Source organism: Isachenkonia alkalipeptolytica, from assembly GCF_009910325.1.
Lineage (GTDB): Bacteria > Bacillota > Clostridia > Peptostreptococcales > T1SED10-28 > Isachenkonia > Isachenkonia alkalipeptolytica.
On record NZ_SUMG01000024.1, the window covers coordinates 1 to 19,617 of the forward strand.

At 43.5% G+C, this 19,617-nt stretch carries 22 protein-coding genes; 11 read left to right on the top strand and 11 right to left on the bottom strand.

All coding sequences use genetic code 11. The features are described 5' to 3' along the window. The first annotated feature begins 293 nt into the window (after positions 1-293). The 3 genes from ISALK_RS13055 to ISALK_RS13065 all read left to right on the top strand — a co-directional run bounded on the left by ISALK_RS13055 (position 294) and on the right by ISALK_RS13065 (position 3,144). Complete coding sequence (locus tag ISALK_RS13055; protein WP_160723039.1) at positions 294-533, top strand: hypothetical protein; 240 nt, start codon at positions 294-296, stop codon at positions 531-533. A gap of 179 nt (positions 534-712) precedes the next feature. Next, positions 713-1,162 (top strand): DUF1751 domain-containing protein, encoded by a 450-nt coding sequence (locus ISALK_RS13060; RefSeq protein WP_160723041.1) that lies wholly within the window; start codon positions 713-715, stop codon positions 1,160-1,162. A 227-nt stretch (positions 1,163-1,389) separates the two neighbouring features. Continuing rightward, on the top strand, positions 1,390-3,144 hold the full coding sequence (locus ISALK_RS13065) for an LTA synthase family protein (RefSeq protein ID WP_160723044.1): 1,755 nt from the start codon (positions 1,390-1,392) through the stop codon (positions 3,142-3,144). A gap of 106 nt (positions 3,145-3,250) precedes the next feature. On the opposite strand, the gene ISALK_RS13070 is transcribed toward ISALK_RS13065, so the two are convergent. Further along, positions 3,251-3,781, bottom strand: a complete 531-nt coding sequence (locus ISALK_RS13070) for a metal-independent carbonic anhydrase family protein (RefSeq protein ID WP_160723046.1) — start codon at positions 3,779-3,781, stop codon at positions 3,251-3,253. Positions 3,782-4,068: 287 nt separating this feature from the next. Here ISALK_RS13070 and ISALK_RS13075 point away from each other — a divergent pair, with 287 nt between their 5' ends. The 5 genes from ISALK_RS13075 to ISALK_RS13095 all read left to right on the top strand — a co-directional run bounded on the left by ISALK_RS13075 (position 4,069) and on the right by ISALK_RS13095 (position 9,904). Then, positions 4,069-4,899: an alpha/beta fold hydrolase gene (locus ISALK_RS13075; protein ID WP_160723048.1), complete on the top strand. Its 831-nt coding sequence runs from the start codon at positions 4,069-4,071 to the stop codon at positions 4,897-4,899. A 114-nt stretch (positions 4,900-5,013) separates the two neighbouring features. Continuing rightward, a complete protein-coding gene (locus ISALK_RS13080; RefSeq protein ID WP_160723050.1) occupies positions 5,014-6,168 on the top strand; it encodes a double-cubane-cluster-containing anaerobic reductase in 1,155 nt (384 codons plus the stop codon). Continuing rightward, on the top strand, positions 6,169-6,972 hold the full coding sequence (locus tag ISALK_RS13085; RefSeq protein WP_160723052.1) for an acyl-CoA dehydratase activase: 804 nt from the start codon (positions 6,169-6,171) through the stop codon (positions 6,970-6,972). Positions 6,973-7,137: 165 nt separating this feature from the next. Further along, positions 7,138-8,856, top strand: a complete 1,719-nt coding sequence (locus ISALK_RS13090; protein WP_160723054.1) for a methyl-accepting chemotaxis protein — start codon at positions 7,138-7,140, stop codon at positions 8,854-8,856. Between the two features lie 121 nt (positions 8,857-8,977). Continuing rightward, on the top strand, positions 8,978-9,904 hold the full coding sequence (locus ISALK_RS13095; RefSeq protein ID WP_160723056.1) for a DMT family transporter: 927 nt from the start codon (positions 8,978-8,980) through the stop codon (positions 9,902-9,904). 73 nt (positions 9,905-9,977) lie between these two features. Here the strand turns inward: ISALK_RS13095 and ISALK_RS13100 are convergent, their stop codons facing one another. The 3 genes from ISALK_RS13100 to ISALK_RS13110 all read right to left on the bottom strand — a co-directional run bounded on the left by ISALK_RS13100 (position 9,978) and on the right by ISALK_RS13110 (position 12,094). Beyond that, positions 9,978-10,136: a hypothetical protein gene (locus tag ISALK_RS13100; protein ID WP_160723058.1), complete on the bottom strand. Its 159-nt coding sequence runs from the start codon at positions 10,134-10,136 to the stop codon at positions 9,978-9,980. Between the two features lie 209 nt (positions 10,137-10,345). Next, positions 10,346-11,776 (bottom strand): phospholipase D-like domain-containing protein, encoded by a 1,431-nt coding sequence (locus ISALK_RS13105; RefSeq protein ID WP_160723060.1) that lies wholly within the window; start codon positions 11,774-11,776, stop codon positions 10,346-10,348. A gap of 150 nt (positions 11,777-11,926) precedes the next feature. Further along, positions 11,927-12,094 carry a hypothetical protein gene (locus ISALK_RS13110; RefSeq protein ID WP_160723062.1) on the bottom strand — a complete coding sequence of 56 codons (168 nt, stop codon included), beginning with the start codon at positions 12,092-12,094 and terminating at the stop codon, positions 11,927-11,929. Positions 12,095-12,296: 202 nt separating this feature from the next. On the opposite strand from ISALK_RS13110, the gene ISALK_RS15410 reads away from it, so the two are divergent. Then, positions 12,297-12,425, top strand: coding sequence for a hypothetical protein (locus ISALK_RS15410; RefSeq protein WP_306770747.1), 129 nt, complete (start codon positions 12,297-12,299; stop codon positions 12,423-12,425). A 97-nt stretch (positions 12,426-12,522) separates the two neighbouring features. On the opposite strand, the gene ISALK_RS13115 is transcribed toward ISALK_RS15410, so the two are convergent. Beyond that, positions 12,523-12,687: a hypothetical protein gene (locus ISALK_RS13115; RefSeq protein ID WP_160723064.1), complete on the bottom strand. Its 165-nt coding sequence runs from the start codon at positions 12,685-12,687 to the stop codon at positions 12,523-12,525. A gap of 2 nt (positions 12,688-12,689) precedes the next feature. After that, positions 12,690-13,067, bottom strand: coding sequence for a GNAT family N-acetyltransferase (locus tag ISALK_RS13120; RefSeq protein WP_160723066.1), 378 nt, complete (start codon positions 13,065-13,067; stop codon positions 12,690-12,692). 425 nt (positions 13,068-13,492) lie between these two features. On the opposite strand from ISALK_RS13120, the gene ISALK_RS13125 reads away from it, so the two are divergent. Then, positions 13,493-15,226, top strand: coding sequence for a bifunctional metallophosphatase/5'-nucleotidase (locus ISALK_RS13125; RefSeq protein ID WP_160723068.1), 1,734 nt, complete (start codon positions 13,493-13,495; stop codon positions 15,224-15,226). A gap of 172 nt (positions 15,227-15,398) precedes the next feature. On the opposite strand, the gene ISALK_RS13130 is transcribed toward ISALK_RS13125, so the two are convergent. Together ISALK_RS13130 and ISALK_RS15415 are read right to left on the bottom strand one after the other, a co-directional pair. Further along, a complete protein-coding gene (locus ISALK_RS13130; RefSeq protein WP_160723070.1) occupies positions 15,399-15,713 on the bottom strand; it encodes a hypothetical protein in 315 nt (104 codons plus the stop codon). 137 nt (positions 15,714-15,850) lie between these two features. After that, entirely contained in the window at positions 15,851-15,976 is a 126-nt protein-coding gene (locus tag ISALK_RS15415; protein ID WP_306770748.1) for a hypothetical protein, read from the bottom strand. 277 nt (positions 15,977-16,253) lie between these two features. Between ISALK_RS15415 and ISALK_RS13135 the strand changes: the two genes are divergently transcribed. Next, positions 16,254-16,517 carry a hypothetical protein gene (locus ISALK_RS13135; protein WP_160723072.1) on the top strand — a complete coding sequence of 88 codons (264 nt, stop codon included), beginning with the start codon at positions 16,254-16,256 and terminating at the stop codon, positions 16,515-16,517. Between the two features lie 95 nt (positions 16,518-16,612). Here ISALK_RS13135 and ISALK_RS13140 read toward each other — a convergent pair whose 3' ends face one another. The 3 genes from ISALK_RS13140 to ISALK_RS13150 all read right to left on the bottom strand — a co-directional run bounded on the left by ISALK_RS13140 (position 16,613) and on the right by ISALK_RS13150 (position 19,505). Further along, a complete protein-coding gene (locus tag ISALK_RS13140) occupies positions 16,613-17,092 on the bottom strand; it encodes a hypothetical protein (RefSeq protein ID WP_160723074.1) in 480 nt (159 codons plus the stop codon). A gap of 35 nt (positions 17,093-17,127) precedes the next feature. Continuing rightward, positions 17,128-18,555: a potassium channel family protein gene (locus ISALK_RS13145; protein WP_160723076.1), complete on the bottom strand. Its 1,428-nt coding sequence runs from the start codon at positions 18,553-18,555 to the stop codon at positions 17,128-17,130. 185 nt (positions 18,556-18,740) lie between these two features. Further along, positions 18,741-19,505 carry a DUF2087 domain-containing protein gene (locus ISALK_RS13150; protein WP_160723078.1) on the bottom strand — a complete coding sequence of 255 codons (765 nt, stop codon included), beginning with the start codon at positions 19,503-19,505 and terminating at the stop codon, positions 18,741-18,743. Positions 19,506-19,617: the final 112 nt, after the last annotated feature.

The window sequence follows — 19,617 nt, forward strand, 5'->3', positions numbered from 1 at the left end:
GGCGATCATTTCGTTTAATGTCATCGGTAATAAGCTAACTTGATCTTTATGCTCACCTTGAATATAGCGGGACATCGAACCACCTCGTTTTCTTTCTATTATATCATATAACCATTGATAATACAGGGTTTTAGGGTGGTAATACTAATGTTTTATTGATTTGTTTTTACGCAACCTGCCGTCCCCTTTGTGTTGTCTAGTTTACGCCGTTTTTGGGTATAAATGATATAGAGGAACCCTCAACAGGGAGGGCTTCCCGGCATGTAAAATCCTTCCTTAGGAGATGAATGAAAATGAACAAAAAAGTCGGTTTTGGGATGGTCGGCGGGTTCCTGGGCTTATTCCTTGGACTGTTCGCCGGGGCTTATTTGGGTATGGTTATTGGCGGAACCTTCTTTGGTTGGCTGGAATTTTCGAATTATCCCGGGTTAACGGGCTACGAGTTGGGAACCTACGTCGGGGGATTCCTCGGTATATTGATTGCAACACCCCTGGGTAGCATCATCGGTGTCCGGCGGGGGGGCAAAACCTAAAAATAATATGCAATGATCCACATTGCTTCTTTACAGCTTTTTAACACTGCCTTAACCGCTCCTTTCTCCTGGCTAAGCTTTTTCAACCACGTTTTACGGTCGTAAAAGTCTTTTTCATATGTTATAATTTTGAAAGTACTATGAAAATTTTCATATTAATAAGACAGGGGTGATTTCACTTGAAAATAATCAAAGGGTTGTACATCGGTATTTTGCTTTTTTTAAACACCGCTCTTATTGGCCTGGAGCTATATAAAAATACGATCCGGGACCAGTGGGCAGAGGGCTCCGTCATTGGGGAGGAAGCCTATTATCAACTGCAACAGCTCCATGGCGTTACGAACTTTATCACATTGTTGCTCACTTTCCTGATTCTGGGCGGCGCGTTGGGACTGGTGCTTTGGAAGAAGAAAGAGCTTATCAAACCCCAGATCATCGCCACCTTGGGCATCTCCCTACTCTTTTATGTTACAGCCCTGATTACGGCGCTGATCACCGACGCTCCCCGGGGAAATCTTTCTCAGCACGTTCATTCCATGACCGGAGCCGTGGCAGTCATCCTGATTTTTTTACTGATTTCCAGGTACTTTAATCGAAATGAGCGAAAAGTTCGCGGGTTGATACACTAAATCATCGAAACAAAGGGTCCCTATGGGACCCTTTTCTTATATTTTTTCTCAGCAATCCTTTTTTTCTTCCTTTTCACGTAAGCGCCCTGAAAAAGAGTTCACCGGAGGGCTACTGGGATGGATAAAAAAAGGTCTTCCTGGGTATAATTTAGATATATCCTTAATGAAAGTTCATCAGGGGTATTTCCATTGATTCCAAGACCACCGGAGATTTAAGGAGGAGACCTATGAAAGAACCCAAGCGCTACCTGTTAAAATTGACGTTACTGATGATCCTTCCGATCCTTGTCAGTGAATATTTGTTTCGAACAAGAATGATCGATGTGCTGCAGTGGATCATCGAAAATCCCATTCTTTTTTTGATAAATCTTACCTTGCTGGTTACCCTGGCCCTGATGCTGGGTTTGATCTTCCGTAAACTCTATCGGGGAGTTTTGTTTGTTTTTGTCCTAAGTATGATCCTGGGCATTGTCAACGCCAATAAGGTCACCCTTAGAAATGTACCCTTTCAATTGAATGATCTTTTACTGGTTCGGGAGTTATTGGTCCTGACTTCGGATTTAATAACCCCCTTTTCCATCGCCCTTGGGATTTTGGCAATACCGGTGATTTATGGTTTATACCGGCTGATAAAGAAATGGTTCGGCGACAGTCCCTTCAGTAATAGGAAAACCACCGCCCTTTTGGCAGCGGCAGTGTGTTTCGGGATCTTACTGCTTGGACAGGGCCTTTACGCCGAGGCTTATGGACCCTGGCAACTGGGCTTTATCTATTCTCTTCCCAGAGCCGTGGTGGATGAGGAACCGGATACCCCAATGGCCACAGATCCCAAGGACCTAAATGAGCTGGCGGATCGATTGCTGGGGGAAAAGGATGAAAGGGAGGGTGCCCCGCCCCGGGAACTTGAGGACCCCCATCCCAACGTGATTATTTTCATGAGCGAAGCCTTTTGGGATATTAATCTGCTGGATGGGAACTTCACCCCGAACCCCATTGAAAACTTCGAGAACTTAAGAGAAGAAAGCATCCATGGAGAAGTGTACGTCCCGGTGTTTGGCGGAGGTACGGCGAATACGGAATTCGAGGTCTTAACCGGCATCAGTCTTAAAACCTACCCCGCGGACTGGCATGTGGTCTACCGCCATGATATCCACGAACCCGTGCCCTCTCTGGCTTCAATCTTTAAAGAAAAGGGGTACCGAACCGAAGCCCTGCATCCCTTCTTTCAGTGGTATTACCAAAGAGATGAGGTGCTTCCCCTGCTGGGATTCCAGCATTTTACCGCCCTGGAGGATTTAGAGGATCCCCCTACCTTAGGACCCTTTGTCTCCGATGATTATGTAACCGATCGGCTGATTGAACAAATCGAAGCCTCGGAGGAACCGCTTTTCAATTACACCTTGACCATGCAAAACCATGCCCCTTACCATGCACCCCGGGGGGAGCCGGTAATTGATTTCGACCACTACTTAAATGAACGCCAGGAAAACATGCTGCAAAACTATGCCAACGGCCTGTATTATTCCGATCAGGCCCTAAAACGACTGGTGGATTATCTGAGGGACTCCGACGAGCCGACGCTTTTGTTGTTTTTCGGAGATCACCTCCCGATGTTTGGCGGGGATTTCGATGTGTACCGGGAAATGGGCTTTATCGACGATGAAACCCCGGAGGAACTAAAGGATGATTTAAGGCTGCATACCGTCCCTTACATCCTTTGGGCGAACTATCCCTTGGAAAAAGAAGAGCCGCCTTTACAAAACGCTACGGTCCTGCCTCTATTAGTTCTGGAACAGGCCGGCATGGAAAAGCCCCTGCACTTGCAACTGGTACGGGAAATCCATAACCGGGCACCCTTAATCCAAAACAACCACTATACCGATGGGGAAGGCAACCGCTATGATGCTGACAGCGAAGAATACCAAAGGATTATTGAATGGTATCGGATAATTAGAGACGAATTGATCGAAGAACGGCGGTAATCTTCAATCAAAAAAAGTCCCTACAATGATTTGTTATTGTAGGGGCTTTCTTTTTGTGGATTGCACCCAGGGTTACGCCGAAACTACACCCGGGTTTATAATGGATTCAAGAATACTCGTGACTTTCGTAATGTTTACAGGGCAAGTGGGAGTCATGGAGAATAATTTTCAACTCCCCCCTGCTGTTTTTCGTATAGGCAAAGGAATATTCCACCTTAAGCTCTTCCTTTGCCGATTCCGAGGTGAAAAAGTAATTTCCCATGGTCAGGGCCGTATTGCCGATGATTTTTATGCCGACGGTTTCCCATCGGACGTTACACCAGGGTTTGATGGCGAAGCCGTGATCTTCCGGGTAATTTTCATCCCCTCCTATAAAGTAGGATAGGGCCCCGGAAAAATCTCTTCTGAATTGTTTGTCCGCCGCCAGTGTGGGCTTAAACAGTACGCTGCCTTCCTGATAATTGTAAAAATGTTTGATATGTTCTTTCGCTGCGGTTTTGTAATCCCCGCCGGCGGAATATACTTTTCCTATGGCCACAATCCCCTCGCCCCAGGCCTTTTGCTTATCCAATACTTCCTGCTTGGTGATCGTTTTTTTTGTGGTTTTGAACTTCGTTTTCCCTGCTTTAACCTTCATACAGTTGATCAAGCTCCTTTATGTAAATATTCACCGCTTTGTTATCCGGCCTCCGGTGATCCTTCGTTAATAAGCCTACTTTTTTATTATAGCATACTAGCCCTTGGTAAATCAGGTTTTGTTGCCGATTCCTTTCCAACTTATCGCTATACTGCTAGCCAGTCTGCCCTCACTTAGTGGGCTTATGATGGGTTAGTAAAATCATAATGGGTACAAATGAATAAGAACAAATCGTGGAAAAACATAAGTTGGCGACGGTAAAACAACCTTAGAAAGGAGCGAAAAAAATGGCAGTGAACAGGCTCGAAAGCAAGTATCTGACCTTGGAAGAAGGAATTGAGATGCACTACGTGGAAAAGGGGGAAGGGGATCCGATGGTGCTCATTCCCGGGTTAACCTTTTCCTGGGAGATTTTCAACGCACAAATCCATTATTTTTCAAAGAATTACCGGGTCATTGCCATCGATCCCAGAAGTCAGGGCTTATCCACCAAAACCGTGCATGGTAACGACTATTTAACCCACGGGAAGGACCTGGCAAAACTCATTGAAGCACTGGAACTGGAAAACATCCTATTGGTGGGATGGTCTACCGGAAATCTTGATGCCTGGGGGTATTTAAAGCAGTACGGTACCGCCAAAGTACAAGCCGTAGTTACCATTGATATGTCCCCAAGACCTTTGTCGCCGAATGCCGATGATTGGACGGAGGCCAGCATCGAAGAACTTCGTACCGTTGTATCCGAGATCTTCATCAGCCCGGAAGGAACAAGAGACTTCTTTTCCGACTACACCAAAGAAGTGATGCTACAGCAGCCTCCCGATCCCGAAGAGCTGGAATTTATTTTGGATCTTTCTGCGAAAACCCCTTACTACGTTTGCAGCGCCCTGTTTACCAATGCGGTTTTTTCAGATTTCACCGACACGGTAAAGAAGGTCTCGGAAAACGTCCCTTCTCTAATGTTTATTGCAGAGCATTGGGCGGATGTGGCAGAGCCCTATATGAAAAAGATCTCCCCGAAAACCCAAAACATCGTTATGGGCGGACATTTAATGTTTTATGAATCCCCGGAAAAATGGAATAAGGCGTTGGAAAAGTTTTTAAAGGAGGGGAAATAATTCAAAAATCCAATGACAATCACAAAATCCATTAAACTTTTCAATTTCTCTTATGCTACATTTCTTACTATACTATATAATTAAGACAAAATATTAACAAGAGGAGTGAAGTAAATGAGACCAAGTTTGATGGAAAAAGTAGAAGAACAACGGGGCGTCAACTCCGTAAAAATTAAGGAAGCCAGTGAACAGGGAAAAAAAGTGGTGGGGACCTACTGTGTATTCTCCCCCCATGAAATTGCCATGGCCGCCGATGCCATTCCCGTAACCCTTTGCGGTACCAAGGAAGAGCCCATTGCCGCCGCGGAGGAGAAACTGCCCAGAAACCTCTGTCCCCTAATTAAGTCCAGCTACGGATTCGCTGTAACCGATACCTGTCCCTATTTCTATTTCTCCGACGTATTATTGGCGGAGACCACTTGTGACGGTAAGAAGAAAATGTATGAACTGATGGGAGAAATCAAACCCATGCATGTGATGAACCTTCCCCAGCAGGGAGAAGGGGAGGAGAATCTGAAGTTCTGGGAAACGGAAATGGAAAAGTTCAAAAGCTTTTTAGAGGAATCCTTTGACCGAAAGATTACCGATGAGGATCTTCGGGCCGCCATAAAACTGGGAAACCGGGAGCGACAGGTCATGAAAGACCTCCACGAACTGAACCGGGTAAAGCCCGCCCCTCTAAGCGGCAAGGATATGATGATGGCCCAGTGGTTAAAAGGCTTTAACGTGGATAAGGAAGCGGGCATCCGATTAGTGGAGGATTTGATTGTGGAAACCAAGGAGATGATCAGCGAAGGCAAAAGCCCATACACCGCCGAAACGCCGCGAATACTGCTGACCGGGGTCCCCATCGGTGCGGGATCGGAAAAGGTGTTGGAAGTGTTAGAAGAAAGTGGCGCCAGCGTGGTGGCCCTGGAAAACTGTACCGGTTACAAAGGTCTTGATACCATGATCGATGAAGAAAAAGAGCCGATCAAGGCGATTGCGGAAAAATACCTGTCCACCCCCTGTTCCTGTATGACCCCGAACAACAGCCGGCTGGATCTCTTAGGTCGATTGGCCAGGGATTATCAGGTGGACGGTGTGGTGGATTTAACCTGGCAGGCCTGTCATACCTATAATATCGAATCCTATCAGGTAGGTAAATTTGTCAAAGAAGAGCTGGAAATGCCCTTTATCCAGATTGAAACCGACTACTCCAACTCCGACCGGGGCCAAATCAAAGTACGGGTGGAAGCCTTCCTAGAACAGATTCAAGGGGAATACTAAATGGAGGCACTTTCCATTGGAATCGACATCGGATCCGTGGCCACCAAAGGGGTGCTGATCAATCAAGATCATGAAATCCTTGAGAAGGTCCTGCTGCCTACGGGATGGAGTCCGAAAAAAACCGGAGAAGAAGTTTACCGGCGGATCCTGGAGAAAAAAGGCCTGCTGCCCGATTCCGGCCTTGAGCCTAGGTCCTCCATACATCCCCCGGTGGTGGTTACGGGATACGGACGGGTGGTCACGGATTTTGCCTGGAAAGCCGTCACCGAGATCACCTGTCATGGGAAAGGCGCCCAGATTCTTCACCCCAGAACGGGAACCGTGATCGATATCGGCGGGCAGGACAGTAAGATCATTCACCTGTCTAAAACAGGAAAAGTTCTGGATTTTTTGATGAATGATAAATGTGCCGCCGGAACGGGAAAATTCATGGAAGTAATGTCTACAAGCCTGGGAGTGGAAGTGAGAGACCTTTCCGCCCTGGCGGAAGGTTATGAGCCTTGTAAGATCAACAACATGTGCACCGTATTTGCGGAATCGGAAGTGATCAGCCTTTTGGCGGAAGGGGCAAAAAAAGGGGAAATCGCCCGGGGTATCATCCACAGCACCGCCCAAAAAGCCTCGGTGATGCTAAGGCGGATGGGCCTACAGGAAGAGGTGTTGTTGACCGGGGGCGTCTCCCAAAGTCCGCTGTTTCGAAAGGCCTTGGCCGAGGAGCTAAACACCCCGGTCTATCACCGGGAAGAATCCCAGTTTGTCGGCGCCCTAGGAGCCGCCGCTATCGGCCTTGATATCAACGGATAAACAACGGATAAAACAACAACGGATATAAAAGACCAGCCATAACCGTCGGAAGGATGAGTAAAAACCTAACGACGGTTATTTTACGTTGATTATTGTTCATAATCAGTTCATACTTCTTTGCTACTATTGACATCATCTAAGGAATGACGATAGGAGGAAGACATTATGAAAAAGAAGAAAAAATTGGGTCGACAAATGGTGCAAAAAATTATGGTGGTTATGTTATTGGTTTTCATTGTTTTTGGTATTATAGCAACTTCTTTATTATTCAGTAAGGTGTCGGATTTTGCTGCCATCGGTTTTGATTCCGTGGCCGCCGGGCTGCAGGGAACCTTTGAAGATTTCGAATTAAGGAATTTGGAAGTGGATGGAAGCGACGAACAGGAAGCCTTAAACCGATTGCAATCGGAAGTGGATCATTATCAGGACAACATTTCTTTTGTTTCTGATCGATTGATGTTATTAACAAAGGTTGAAGAAGAATGGATATACCTCTACGGAATGGAAGAGGATAAAGTCTTTGAATTGGGTAGCCCGGTGGAGGAGACCTCTGAGGACCTGGAAAAAGCCTATAAAAATCAACAATCCGTTGGCAACGACTTCTCAGGAAGGTTCTTTCTCGACCGGGAACCCTTAAGCTTTTACGTCCCTTTGGAAACCGCCGACGAAGAAGTGGTTATACTTCATACAACGATTAAAACCGATCTGATCTGGGGGTTACTAGCGGGGATGGTTTCCCTCTTTGTTCTTCTCCTTGGAATTGTTTTGGTTACGGTTAATATTGTGGTGGGCACCGTAATCGCAAAAGAGATGAAAACTATGAAGACCTTGGTTAATAAAGTTGAAGATATTGCCCAGTTAAAGGGTGATATGACCAAACGCATTGAGATTCACAGCGATAATGAAATCGGAACCATGGCGGAAAATATCAATGAACTGTTGGATACGGTCCACGATTTAATGAAAACCCTACGAAGTTCTTCCGATCAATTAATGAAAAGCTCCAGCGCTTTTCAAAGTCTGATGGTGGAAACAGAAGGTCGGACTCAGGAAATAAGCTCCGCTGCCACTGAGAGTAAAAATATTATTCAGGGACGAACCCTGGCAATGAAGGAAATGCAAAACAAAATCTATCGAATTAATGATGAGGTGGCCGGGGTGGCGGACCTTAGCCAAAGCCTACGGCAAATGACAAAGGATACTGCGAAAGAATCCAACACCGGAAAAACGGCTATGAGTGAGATGAAATCCTATGTTCATCATACGGTGGACCAGGTGCAGGATACCGGCGAGAAAATCGGCTCTCTTAAAAATATTTCTAAGGAGATCAACTCCATTGTAGCCAGCATTAAAGGGATCACGGAACAAACCAATTTAATCGCACTGAATGCATCCATCGAAGCCGCCAGAGCGGGAGATCAGGGCAAAGGTTTTGCCGTGGTGGCGGGAGAGGTCCGAAAATTGGCGGAGGAATCCGCAAACCAGGCCTCCTCTATTGAAGAGCGGATTTCATTGATTCAAAACCAAATTGAAAGTACGGAATCTTCCATGGGGGAAACCTTAAGTACCATTCAAAAGGAAATTACGATGGTGGAAGCGGTGGATCAAAGCTTTGAAGGGATTGCAAAATCAGTTGACCAGGTATCGGATAGGGTAAGCAAAGTATATTCGGCCACCGAAGAAATTACAAACTTTAGCAATGAAGTGAATAGGGAAATGGAAAATCTTACGAACTATTTCCACTCCGGGGATAAAACCGTAGATGGCATGATTGAAGGAGTGTTAGAGCAAAATGAAAAAGTACAGGGATTAACGGAGGAAGTAACGTTGATCAACCGACTTGCCCAAAAGCTCCATGAACTTTTGAAAAACTTAAAGCTGTAAGGGACTCATTCAAAGTCCCTTGATGAAAACACTCATCATGGGTTTGATCATTTATGATATAATACCAGAAGACCAATCCCTTGGATTTAAACACTATCATAAATGAAATGAGGACTTATCTATGCAAAAAAAACAACTGTTAACAAACTACGCCCTGGTTTTCCTGGTCATGGCCTTATGGGGGACGAACCTGGTGATCATTAAAACCTTAGTGTCGGATCTTCCGCCCCAGACCATGACCGCTTTTCGAATTATGCTGGCCGGGGTTACCGCTTCCGCTGTAGTCCTTCTTGGAAAAAATTATCGCTCCCTGAACAAAAAAGAGGGTCTCTATATTTTCTTCGGTATGCTCTTCGGCGTGGTGTTGCATCAATCCTTAATGGCCTACGGTCTAACCTTAATCGATGCATCCAATGCCTCGTTGATTCTTGCGCTATTACCCCTAACCACGGCGCTCCTTGGGGTGCTTCATCTGGGAGAGAAATTAACCCCCTTAAGAACCTTAGGCTTTATTCTGGCCTTGATCGGCGTTTTTTTCATTCAAGGAGGCTCCTTCCATACTTTAGGATTTTCCCTGGGAGAAATCATAATTTTTACCGCCATGTTTGTTCAGGCCACAAGCTTTATTCTGATTCGAAAGGTTACCGCCACGGTAGATTCCAAGCAGGTCACCGCTCTGATGAATATCGGCGGCGCCTTAAGCTTACTGCTGATCAGCTTTATGGTGGAACCTCAAGGGATCAGCCAAATGACCTCGGCTCCTCCCTTTACCTATTTTCTGTTCTTTTTCTCGGGGATCGTCATCAGCGGCGGCGGACATTTGATCTTTAATGCCTCCATACAAAAAATCGGTGCTTCCCAGACCGCGGTATTCAATAACTTTGTTCCCTTTTTCGGCCTGGTCTCTTCCGCCGTCTTTTTGAACGAAACCATTAGCCTTTCCCAGTCCCTGGGTTTTCTCTTCATCGTCTCCGGCGTCCTTTTTGGTACCGGGTATATTGAAAAGCAACGGGGAAAACAACTGCAAAGTAAAATCCCGGAAAATTAATTCCGGGATTTATTAGTTACCGTTGCATCGACTCTGTCGATCTCCTCCCGGATTCCATCGGCTCCCAGGGTGGTTAAATCCCCGGGTAAGCGGAATCCTGAATACTGCTGTCCTGTTGGGAACTTGCAGTGGTACTGCGGTTCATCCCCAATAAAAATCCTCCTAGAACCCCAAACATCAATAAGATAACCAGGATTTTTCTTCTGTTCAACCTTCTTTTTTTCTGTCCCATGATGATCCCCCAATACAACGTTGTTATTTTTTCAGTGCATCATAAATCCTACCACATTAAGGAAAAATTGTCTTCCTTCATCAAAAAATTGAGGGTGAAAATTACTTCAGGGGAAAATAAATGGATCGATCAAATTGAAAGTGGTGATAATTTTTTTCCAATCCGAAAGCCGACGACATACAAGCTCGTTAGCATTTCCCTGCCGCTTATCACAGCAGTTCATCAAAGGGGTAAAGCACCCCCCGCAGGACTTTCACCAACACCCCTTTATACCAGGGCACCGGTTCTATTTCAGCCTGTTCCGCTCCAAAAGAGGGCCCCTCCTCACTATAGGGAACACTTTTCCGGACGAGACCTTCAATTTCTCCGGATAATTCCTTGGCAAAGGAGTGGCTGTCGATTACCACCATGCTTTCCGTACTCAAAAACGCACTGCGGGCATCCATATTAAAAGAACCCACCAGACTGATTTGCTGATCGAAGATATAGGATTTCCCATGGACCGATCCCCGGCCGTCGTACTCGAAAATCTGATCCGCCCGGCCGTGGATTTCCTCCCGGTGATTTAAATAACCGGCAATACCGAAATAGTTTGGGGATGCGGCCTTGGAGTTGGTTAGAATAAACAGTTCATGGTCGCTCTGTAGATGATCGAAATGCTGTCTCATCCGATCACTGGGAATTACGTAAGGGCTTTGAACCACTGCGGACTGCTCCGCCCCTTCCAAGAGCTTCCCCAGTTTCATCAGCACTCGGGGCTCTTTTCCAATCCGATCCACAGAGTTTGTGGTCAAGATAATGCCCTTGGTTTCATGAAACTTCCCGTTCCAATCCATGCTTTCGGGAAACTTGTCCGGGTATTGTGCTTCTATTTCACGGCGAAATTCCAGTAGTTCCGAGGTTTTTCTCTCCGGGGAATCTTTCTGTCTTCTTGAAAACCGAAGAGGTTCCTCCTTTGTATAGCGGCTTTCCCATAGACGGCCAAAGTACTTGTCAAAATCCTCCAGCACACTATGCTCCCCCGTTTCAAAGCAGGATCTTTTTATCAGTACATCCCGGTCCTTTACAATTTCATCCTCATAGGGGTCCAGAAAATACTTATCTCCAATATTTCTTCCTCCGATCATGGCATAGGTATCATCTACGACCATGAACTTATCATGCATGCGATTGTTCAACGTCCATGGTTTTAAAAGATTCAGAGGTTCATAAAAGCGGATTTCGATCTTCGGGTGATTGACCAGTGCCCGGTATACCGACCGGTTGTTCCGACCCAGATTATGAAAGATCCCGTCAAAAATCAGTTGCACCTCTACTCCTCTATTAGCCGCGGATAAAATGGTTCCGTAAAACAGATCGCTCGCGATACCGTCATGGGCGGAAAAATAGGCGATTTGTATCTGCTCCTTCGCCTGATCCATAAGATGTAGCCGGGATATACCGGAATACATGGGGTCCTCCAACAACAGGGCCTTGTCCGGCCCGATCTCGTCACCGTATAATCCCTCTGGATCCATGTCTCCGGAAGACTGGACGGAATCCGCCCTGGCCATATACACCGGTAGCATAAAACCGATGAACAGGTAAACCAAATAAAGGGCTAGCAGCAAAGCACCCTTTCTAAGTAAGCTTTTGTTCATAAGAATCCCTCTCAAAAATTATTTCCCTGTGCCGGGTATTTTTATCCTAGCATCTTTAGATGAACTCTTTATGAACTTGAAGTTCTTCGGGGCCATCAAAGCCTATTCCGAATGAAACAAACGGCGGTTATGCTCCTTGGTATCGCCTTTTTAAAACATCGAAAAAAATATCGGTATCACAATCAGCAGTAAGCTGATAGCGCAGGCGCCGGTGTGTACCGTGGTTTCTCTTCCTTCCTTAACCGCTTTCATAGCACCAATCAAATTCACAACAAAAATAATCGGCGTAAACCAGATAGTATAAAAGCCTATCGTCACTATAACCTCCATTGAATCACGCTCTTTTTATAAAATATTTTAACATATAACGGTAAAACCCGCGATCTTACCCGTTGACATAATAATGATACATTTTTCTGATAGTATAAGAATCATAATAAATCATTAACTCAAACATTCTCACTCAACAGTGTATTAACTTTCGAGAAAAAATGTAAATTTACAAAGGAGGTATTCGTGTATGAATTTGAAAAAATTGTTAGTTGCAGGAATCCTTAGTTTAGCTTTGATCGGGTTCGTCGGGTGTGAAGTGGAAGATGAGCCGATGGAAGAACCCATCGAAGAAGATATGGAAGATCCCGCTGATTAATAAGTGCATTGAACAGATTTGTTCCAATAGTAACTTTTTCTTACTTTCATTCTCCTTAAATGAAATAAATGTTGAAAAAGCCCTAGATCTCTCCCCTCTAGGGGTTTTTCTTTGCTATTTCAATTTTCTCAGGTGCAACGGCCATCAGTTTTGTCAAGATTACCCCACCAAAGGATTCTCCCATACAAATGATTTTTTCAAATCCCAGGGAGTCAATTACCTCCGCTGCCCATTCTCCGTATTCCAAATTCTTGGTCGACACTGTTATTTTGGAATCCACAACGCTTGATCATTTTCTTTGAATCCGCATTTTTCATAGAATTCCCGGTTTCCATCGGTATAGGTTAAAAAGAAGTAGGTGCCGTTAAACTCCTTTAAAAGAATCTTCATCATCCTCTTAGCAATTCCTTTTCCCTGAAAGGGTGGTCGAACCACCACATCATAAATTCCTGTGTAAAAATAACCATCGGAAATGGCTCGAGCAAACCCTATCAATTCTTCTTTGTTATAAGCTAAAACAAAAAAAGAATTTTCAAAAGCCTGCACTATCACCTTTTCATCTTTATTCCAGCCAACGCTCTTAAATACTTCCGTCAGTTCCTTCCCATTAATTCGGGTATTTACACAATATTCGATACTCATAATACCCCTCCTTACGACCCTTAGCTAAACCGGTCTTCATTTTTTTCCTTCTGTTATTAATTCAATATTTGCTTTCTAAACTCCTCTTTTTTCTGTGATATTCCTCTTTTTTTCCATAAAATCCGAAGCAAAGTTTCTCAGATTTTATGCCGTCAGCAAGTTAAAATGATTTCCCTAAAGAAAATCCCCCCTTTCTCTTTCGCTTATTTCCCTTGCTCACCACCTGCAGAAATAATTTTAAAAACCTTTGCAATAATCTGATAACTATAATATAATAAAATTGCACGTCGGTAAAAAAATAATTTAAACCATCTACGAAAGGAGGATGTCAATGAAGGGAAAAGATCATCGGTGGCGGACATAAGCTTGTGATCTTTATGGAATGGCAGTGTGTATAGGAAAAAAATTAAAGGAGTGATTGGTTTATGAAGAGCAACTTTAATAAACGTCTTTTAGTTGTAGTATTGGTTTTAAGTATGGTACTATCAAGCTTTGCCTTTGCCTTTGCAGCTGAAGATTCCGACACCCTGGAGCTAACCATTCTACATACCAACGACATCCATGGTAGAATTGTAGAAGACCGATTTGATGGTATGGGTTTTGCTAGGATCGACGCCTTAGTACGGGAGTTTAGAGAGGATCGGGAAAATGTATTGCTTCTTGATGCCGGGGATACCGTCCATGGTCAACCCTACGCCACAATTCCCGAAGGAGAAAGCATCATTACCATCATGAATGAAATCGGCTACGATTATATGGTTGCTGGAAATCATGATTTCAATTACGGTTATCAGCGACTGATTGAATTAGAAGAAATGGCGGATTTTCCCATATTTGCCGGCAACGTGGTTTATGAAGCTACGGGAGAACCGATTATTGAAAAGGAATACGACGTAATCGAATACGGAGACATTCAAATAGGGATATTCGGACTGGCTACACCGGAAACCTTGTTTAAGAGCCATCCTGCAGGAACCGCGGGCTTGGAATTTCTAAACCCCGTAACCTATGCCCAAGGAATGATGGACCATTTTGACGACGAATATGATTTGGATTTTGTTATCAGTTTGGCTCATTTAGGGATTGACGAGAGTACCAAATACGAAGAGCGAAGCTCTGGTGTTGCCACTGAAGTAGATGGCATCGACTTAATCGTTGACGGCCATTCCCACTCCTTCCTGGAAGGTGGAAGAATGTATGGAGACACCATGGTTGTACAAGTTGAGGATTATGGAAAACACTTAGGAGTAGTGGAAGTGGTATTTGATGGAGAAGATATTTCCATAACCTCCGGGGCGGTCTTAAAGGAAGAAGCCATGGAGAGATTCCCGGACGAAGATGCTCTACCGCTTTGGGCTACCATTAGCGAGATTATGGCCGAAGTGGACGAACAGCTCTCAGAAGTAATCGGCGAGAACAAAATTTACCTTAATGGAGAACGGGAATACGTCCGTGCCGGGGAAACCAATTTAGGTAACCTTCTGACCGACGCCATGCGGGATGCTAGCGAAGCGGATATTGCTTTTTCCAACGGAGGAGGGATTCGAGCCTCCATCGATGTGGGGGATATTACCAAGGGTGATGTGGCAAGCGTGCTGCCTTTTGGTAACGCCTTGGTAACCCTTGAGATAACCGGTCAGGAAATGATCGACGCATTAGAAATCGGTGCCTCGGATTATCCGGAGCCCAAGGGTGCTTTCCTGCAAATTTCCGGCGCAAGCTATGAAATTGACACTTCAGCTGAATATGGTGAGCGGATCAAAAACGTTATGGTGGACGATGAGCCCATTGATTTGGAAAAAAGCTATCTAGTTGCTACGAATGACTTTGTAGCTGCCGGAGGCGACGGCTATGAACTTTTTGCAGAAATGGAACTGGTAACGGAGCTACACGCCTTAGATGAAGTTGTCATTACCTATATTCAGGAACTAGGTGTTGTGGAAATGGATACTGAAGGTCGGATCACGGAATACGAAGAAGCCGACGATCCGGTGGATGATGAAGATGACCCGGTGGATGATGAAGACGATCCGGTAGACGATGAGGATGAAGATGAAGAACCGATTCCTCAAACCGGAGATCAAAGTCCTTACGTTATGCTGTTCCTTCTTTCCTCCGGTATGATTGTACTACTGATAAAAAGAACGGTAAAAGCTTAATGTTTCAATAAAACACACAAAAGGCCTTAGATATATTATCTAAGGCTTTTTGTGTGTTTTATTATATTAACATCGCTAACTCAAATATTCTCACTCAACAGTGTATTAACTTTCAAGAAGAATGCGAATTTTACAAAGGATCTTCCTTTCGGCGGGATGGTTCGTGAATGCCCTAAGGGGTTTCAAGATAGTGCACCGGTTTTCCCGTGTTTTCAGCATACTCGATTTCCGACCGGGTGCTCTTTCCAATGTAGTGATTTTTGTTGATGACGAAGATGGAGTCCGCCATATCAATTTTTCTTTTGTGCATATCGTCCAGCATTTCTTTGGTGTTGTCATCCCAAACCTCGTTGTCACCGGCATGTCCAAACAGTCCAACGGATATTACGATTTTTCCTTGTAGCGTCAGCTCCTTTTGAACGCTCATGAAATCCTCCTTAAACCTGGTACTTCCACATAACGTGACCACTTCATACTTATCGATCATTTTTATCTCCTTTCCTGCTATTCTCCCGGCACCCGCTCCCTATGCTGTACAAAAAATCTCCCATGGAAGCCGTCTTTGGTCGATGCCGTTATTTGGGAATCCACATCGCTTGATCATTTTCTTTGAATCCGCATTTTTCAATAAAAAGAATTTTCAAAAGCCTGCACTATCACCTTTTCATCTTTATTCCATCCAACGCTCTTAAATACTTCCGTCAGTTCCTTCCCATTAATTTGGGTATTTACACAATATTCGATACTCATAATACCCCTCCTTCCGACCCTGACCTAAACAGGTCTTCACTTTTTCCTTCTGTTATTAATTCAATATTTGCTTTCCAAACTCCTCTATTTTCAGTGAAAATTTTACCAACTTTCCCTCTTTACCAATTCCCTTCCGCCTACAGACGGAGGATCAAAGGCCCTTCAGGAGGATTCAAAAAGCGTCTTCCGACGGTTATATTGACTTTAGATCCGGTCTATAATAAAGACAAGTTCAAAGTAGTACATAGAACTAAAAATTTGAAAGGAGAGGATCACCGTGGAAAACATTTTAGAAATGAACGGATTGGAAACCATCGCAACAAAAATCGATCGTATAAAGGAGGGAGAACCCATGGAAAAAACCTTAACCGTACAAAATGAAACCTTTGTGGTAACCGTTGACGAAGCCAAGTCTAACAAACTTACTTTCGTTTTCAATAAAGCCCAGGACAAAATTGCTCAGATTTTACGTCATCAGGAAGTTGAAAAAGACATCCAAAAAGCGAAGGAGCAGTTTCACTATGGCAGCTTTATCGGATAGAAAACCAAAAAACAGAGTCACCCCAAGAAAAAAATAACCGCCTTTCAGGTCCGAGAACAGAACCTGGAGGCGGTTATTTTTTTTATTCTCTTTGATTACAGCTCCAAAGCACCTATATTTGCTACGATGGTATATCCGCTGTCTTCACCCTTTTCCGAATTTTCCTGTTCCCTATTAAGGATGCCGTAGTTTTCCGCAACTTTTTGACTGAGAATGCCGTAGATCTCCTTCGGGCACTGGATTTTACCATAGTTCTTAATACTTTTGATGCCCTTTGCGATCTCCTCTTCCGTGATCCTTTCGGTAAATTCCAATGCGCCGTAATTTTCGATTTCGATATTTTCTTTTCCCTTCAGGTAGTTTCCGTCCACAACCAGGTTCGCGTAGTTTTCCACCGCTTCCGGGTTAAAGGTTTTAATCTCCATATCACCGGCCAACTTTTTATAGGCTTCTTTCTCCCCTTTGGGTACATAAAGCTCCCTTCCTTTGATGTCCCTAAGATGCCCCTGAACTTCCTCATAGGGTAGGAGGATTTTCAATGTATTTTTCACAAATATTTTTCGATCAGTAAACATTGCCTCACTCTAAGCCGTCCACCAGTGGCCTTTCTTTATAAAAATTTACGTGCAAAAACAGTTACCAATGAGGCTGATATTAAGACCCCAAGCATACCTTCGATCCCTGATAATAATTTAAATATCCCAATGGGAGACAAGTCTCCATATCCAATGGTGGTATACGATATCAACGAGAAGTAAAATGAATTCACTATCACTAAAACAGTATTATTGTTTGTTGCTATATCCAGTGTGGTATCCCCCACCAAAATATATTGTGGAAACAGTGAATACACAGCTCCAAAAATGACAATAGTAGCTATCATTGTTAGAACGATTCTTCTGTAATTTGTAAAGTAGCCTGTTGTAATATCTAAAACTTTGTTCGCTATGTATTTGACCCCTGTATTATACGCTTTGTTTTTTTGCACACTTTGGAAATATTTCAATTTCAGTTCAGCATCCGTATCATTGTTCTGATTAGCCAGCCTAATAAAAACATTTACGTTTTCAATTGTTTCCGTATCCCTTAAGTTGTACTTAAAAATTCTGTTCATATCTCCGTATTCAATAAAGCTAATGTCAAATAAGATTTTCCCTCTAAAATACGTACCTCGTAAATTTATTGTATCAAAGGTATTCTCAACCATAATGAAATCAGCGTCAATTATTGATTTCTCTACCATTATATTTTCAATAGTACACTTATTGATCCATAAAGTTTTCGCATGTAATTTTTTTGTTGTAAAATTCTTAATGTCGTTTCCAATTAATACGAGTTTTTTATTTATAACCCTGGCAGCGTAATTATTGCTATTAAAACTTATATCTTCAATCCTACAATGAGTGATTTCGACTACATTTAGAATCGGCTGATGAGAATCGAAGTTGATAAGTAATGACTTTGCAGAACACTCTTCCAAAACTAAGTTATCGATATGTGCTGTCTGGATTTCTATTTGTGTGAAATCACAAAAATATCCTGCGAAAGTATCCCTTAGATCATGGAATGATACGCTACCCATAAAACAACAATCGTAAGCTTCAAAGGATACCGGATTAAAAACAAATCTTATTTCATTCTTTATTAAACAACGGTCTAGCACTAATGATCCTTCTTCCCAATTTGGGTCATCATCACTTTGAATGTCTTTTTTAAGCTCCCCTAAAAACACACAGTTGCTTATCCTGAGACCCTCCAAGAGAAGACCTGCTTTCTTTTGAATACTACTTAGTTCTATGTCAAATCGAATCACAAAAAATACATTTTCCAGAAGAGACCCTTCATGTTTCACGTCATCATCTTTTCCATTCCTATTTAGTGATCTTATAAAATTGAACTTATTATTCAGTTTTATTAAATCATCGTAGGAATTAACAAGATGATAGGTAGCCCCCTCCATAATAATAGACTCTTCCCCATCTAACTGGGTTAAGCTATTTACTAAAGCCTTGGCATTTTCAAAAGAAGTACAGGCCATGATACATCACTCATTTCTTCATGTATTTTTATATCTTCTCCCCCATCGATAAGTCCTTTCTTCTTATATAACTATAACAAAACCTCTTACCGCTCCCTTCTTATCGCTTGATGTTCCCTCTTTTTTAAAAACCGCTGTTTCCATATTTGTACCCATTTCCGACGGGAAGGAACCTTTTTGCCTCCTTATTCTTTCACCCAGTAAAAACTACCGTCCCTTTTTCGGTCTAAAAATCCGTATTGAATCAGATAGCGTCGGACCGTAACGTAGTCCTCAATCTTCTCTTTGATGATTTCATTTACCTCCTTTTCCCGATACTGCTTATTCGCCTCAAAGGCCTCCATAATGTATTGAAGGATCACGATCTTTTTCTTTTCCTTGCTGGGAAAGCTTGTAACCCGACCATCTTTAATATAGGCCTGTAGTATTTTTTCCTGCTCACCCTGGGTAATCACGTAGCGGTCGTCCACGGAGGTTGCCCGGCGGTGAATATCCACTAACTCCTCCGAGGGGGTTTTCGGTTTCTTTGGATTGTCCAAAAGTCCCATCAGAGCTAGGAAGACCCTTGCCTGTTTTTCCTTCTCCCGCAGTTTAAAACGATGATTTCGAATGGTAGCGGGACTTTTCCCTCCCTGATTTTTGACGATTTCCTTATCACTGCGACCTAAATAGAGATCTTCCAGGATTTCTTTTTGGGTATCCGTCAATCCCGTATACCGTTTGCTTAAGTTCAACAGATAATGAAAAACCGACTGATGTTTTTCGACGATGTGGTCCTTTACCGTCAGTTTCGCATCCAACAGCTTCCCCTTTCGCTGATAAACCCTCCCGTCCTGAAAACTCTCACCGCAGATCAGGCACCGATAGTCCTCTTCCTCCCTTCGATAAATGTATCCCCGCTGCATTTCCTCCGGAGATGCTTTCCAAAAAGCTTCGTTTATGTTTTCCATAGTTACCCTCCTTAAACATAGTTAAACCAAACATAATATTGTATAGTCTGTTTATATATAAACATAATACTATTTTGTTTGCAATTAGTCAAGCTTGCTGTAAATAAAAAGA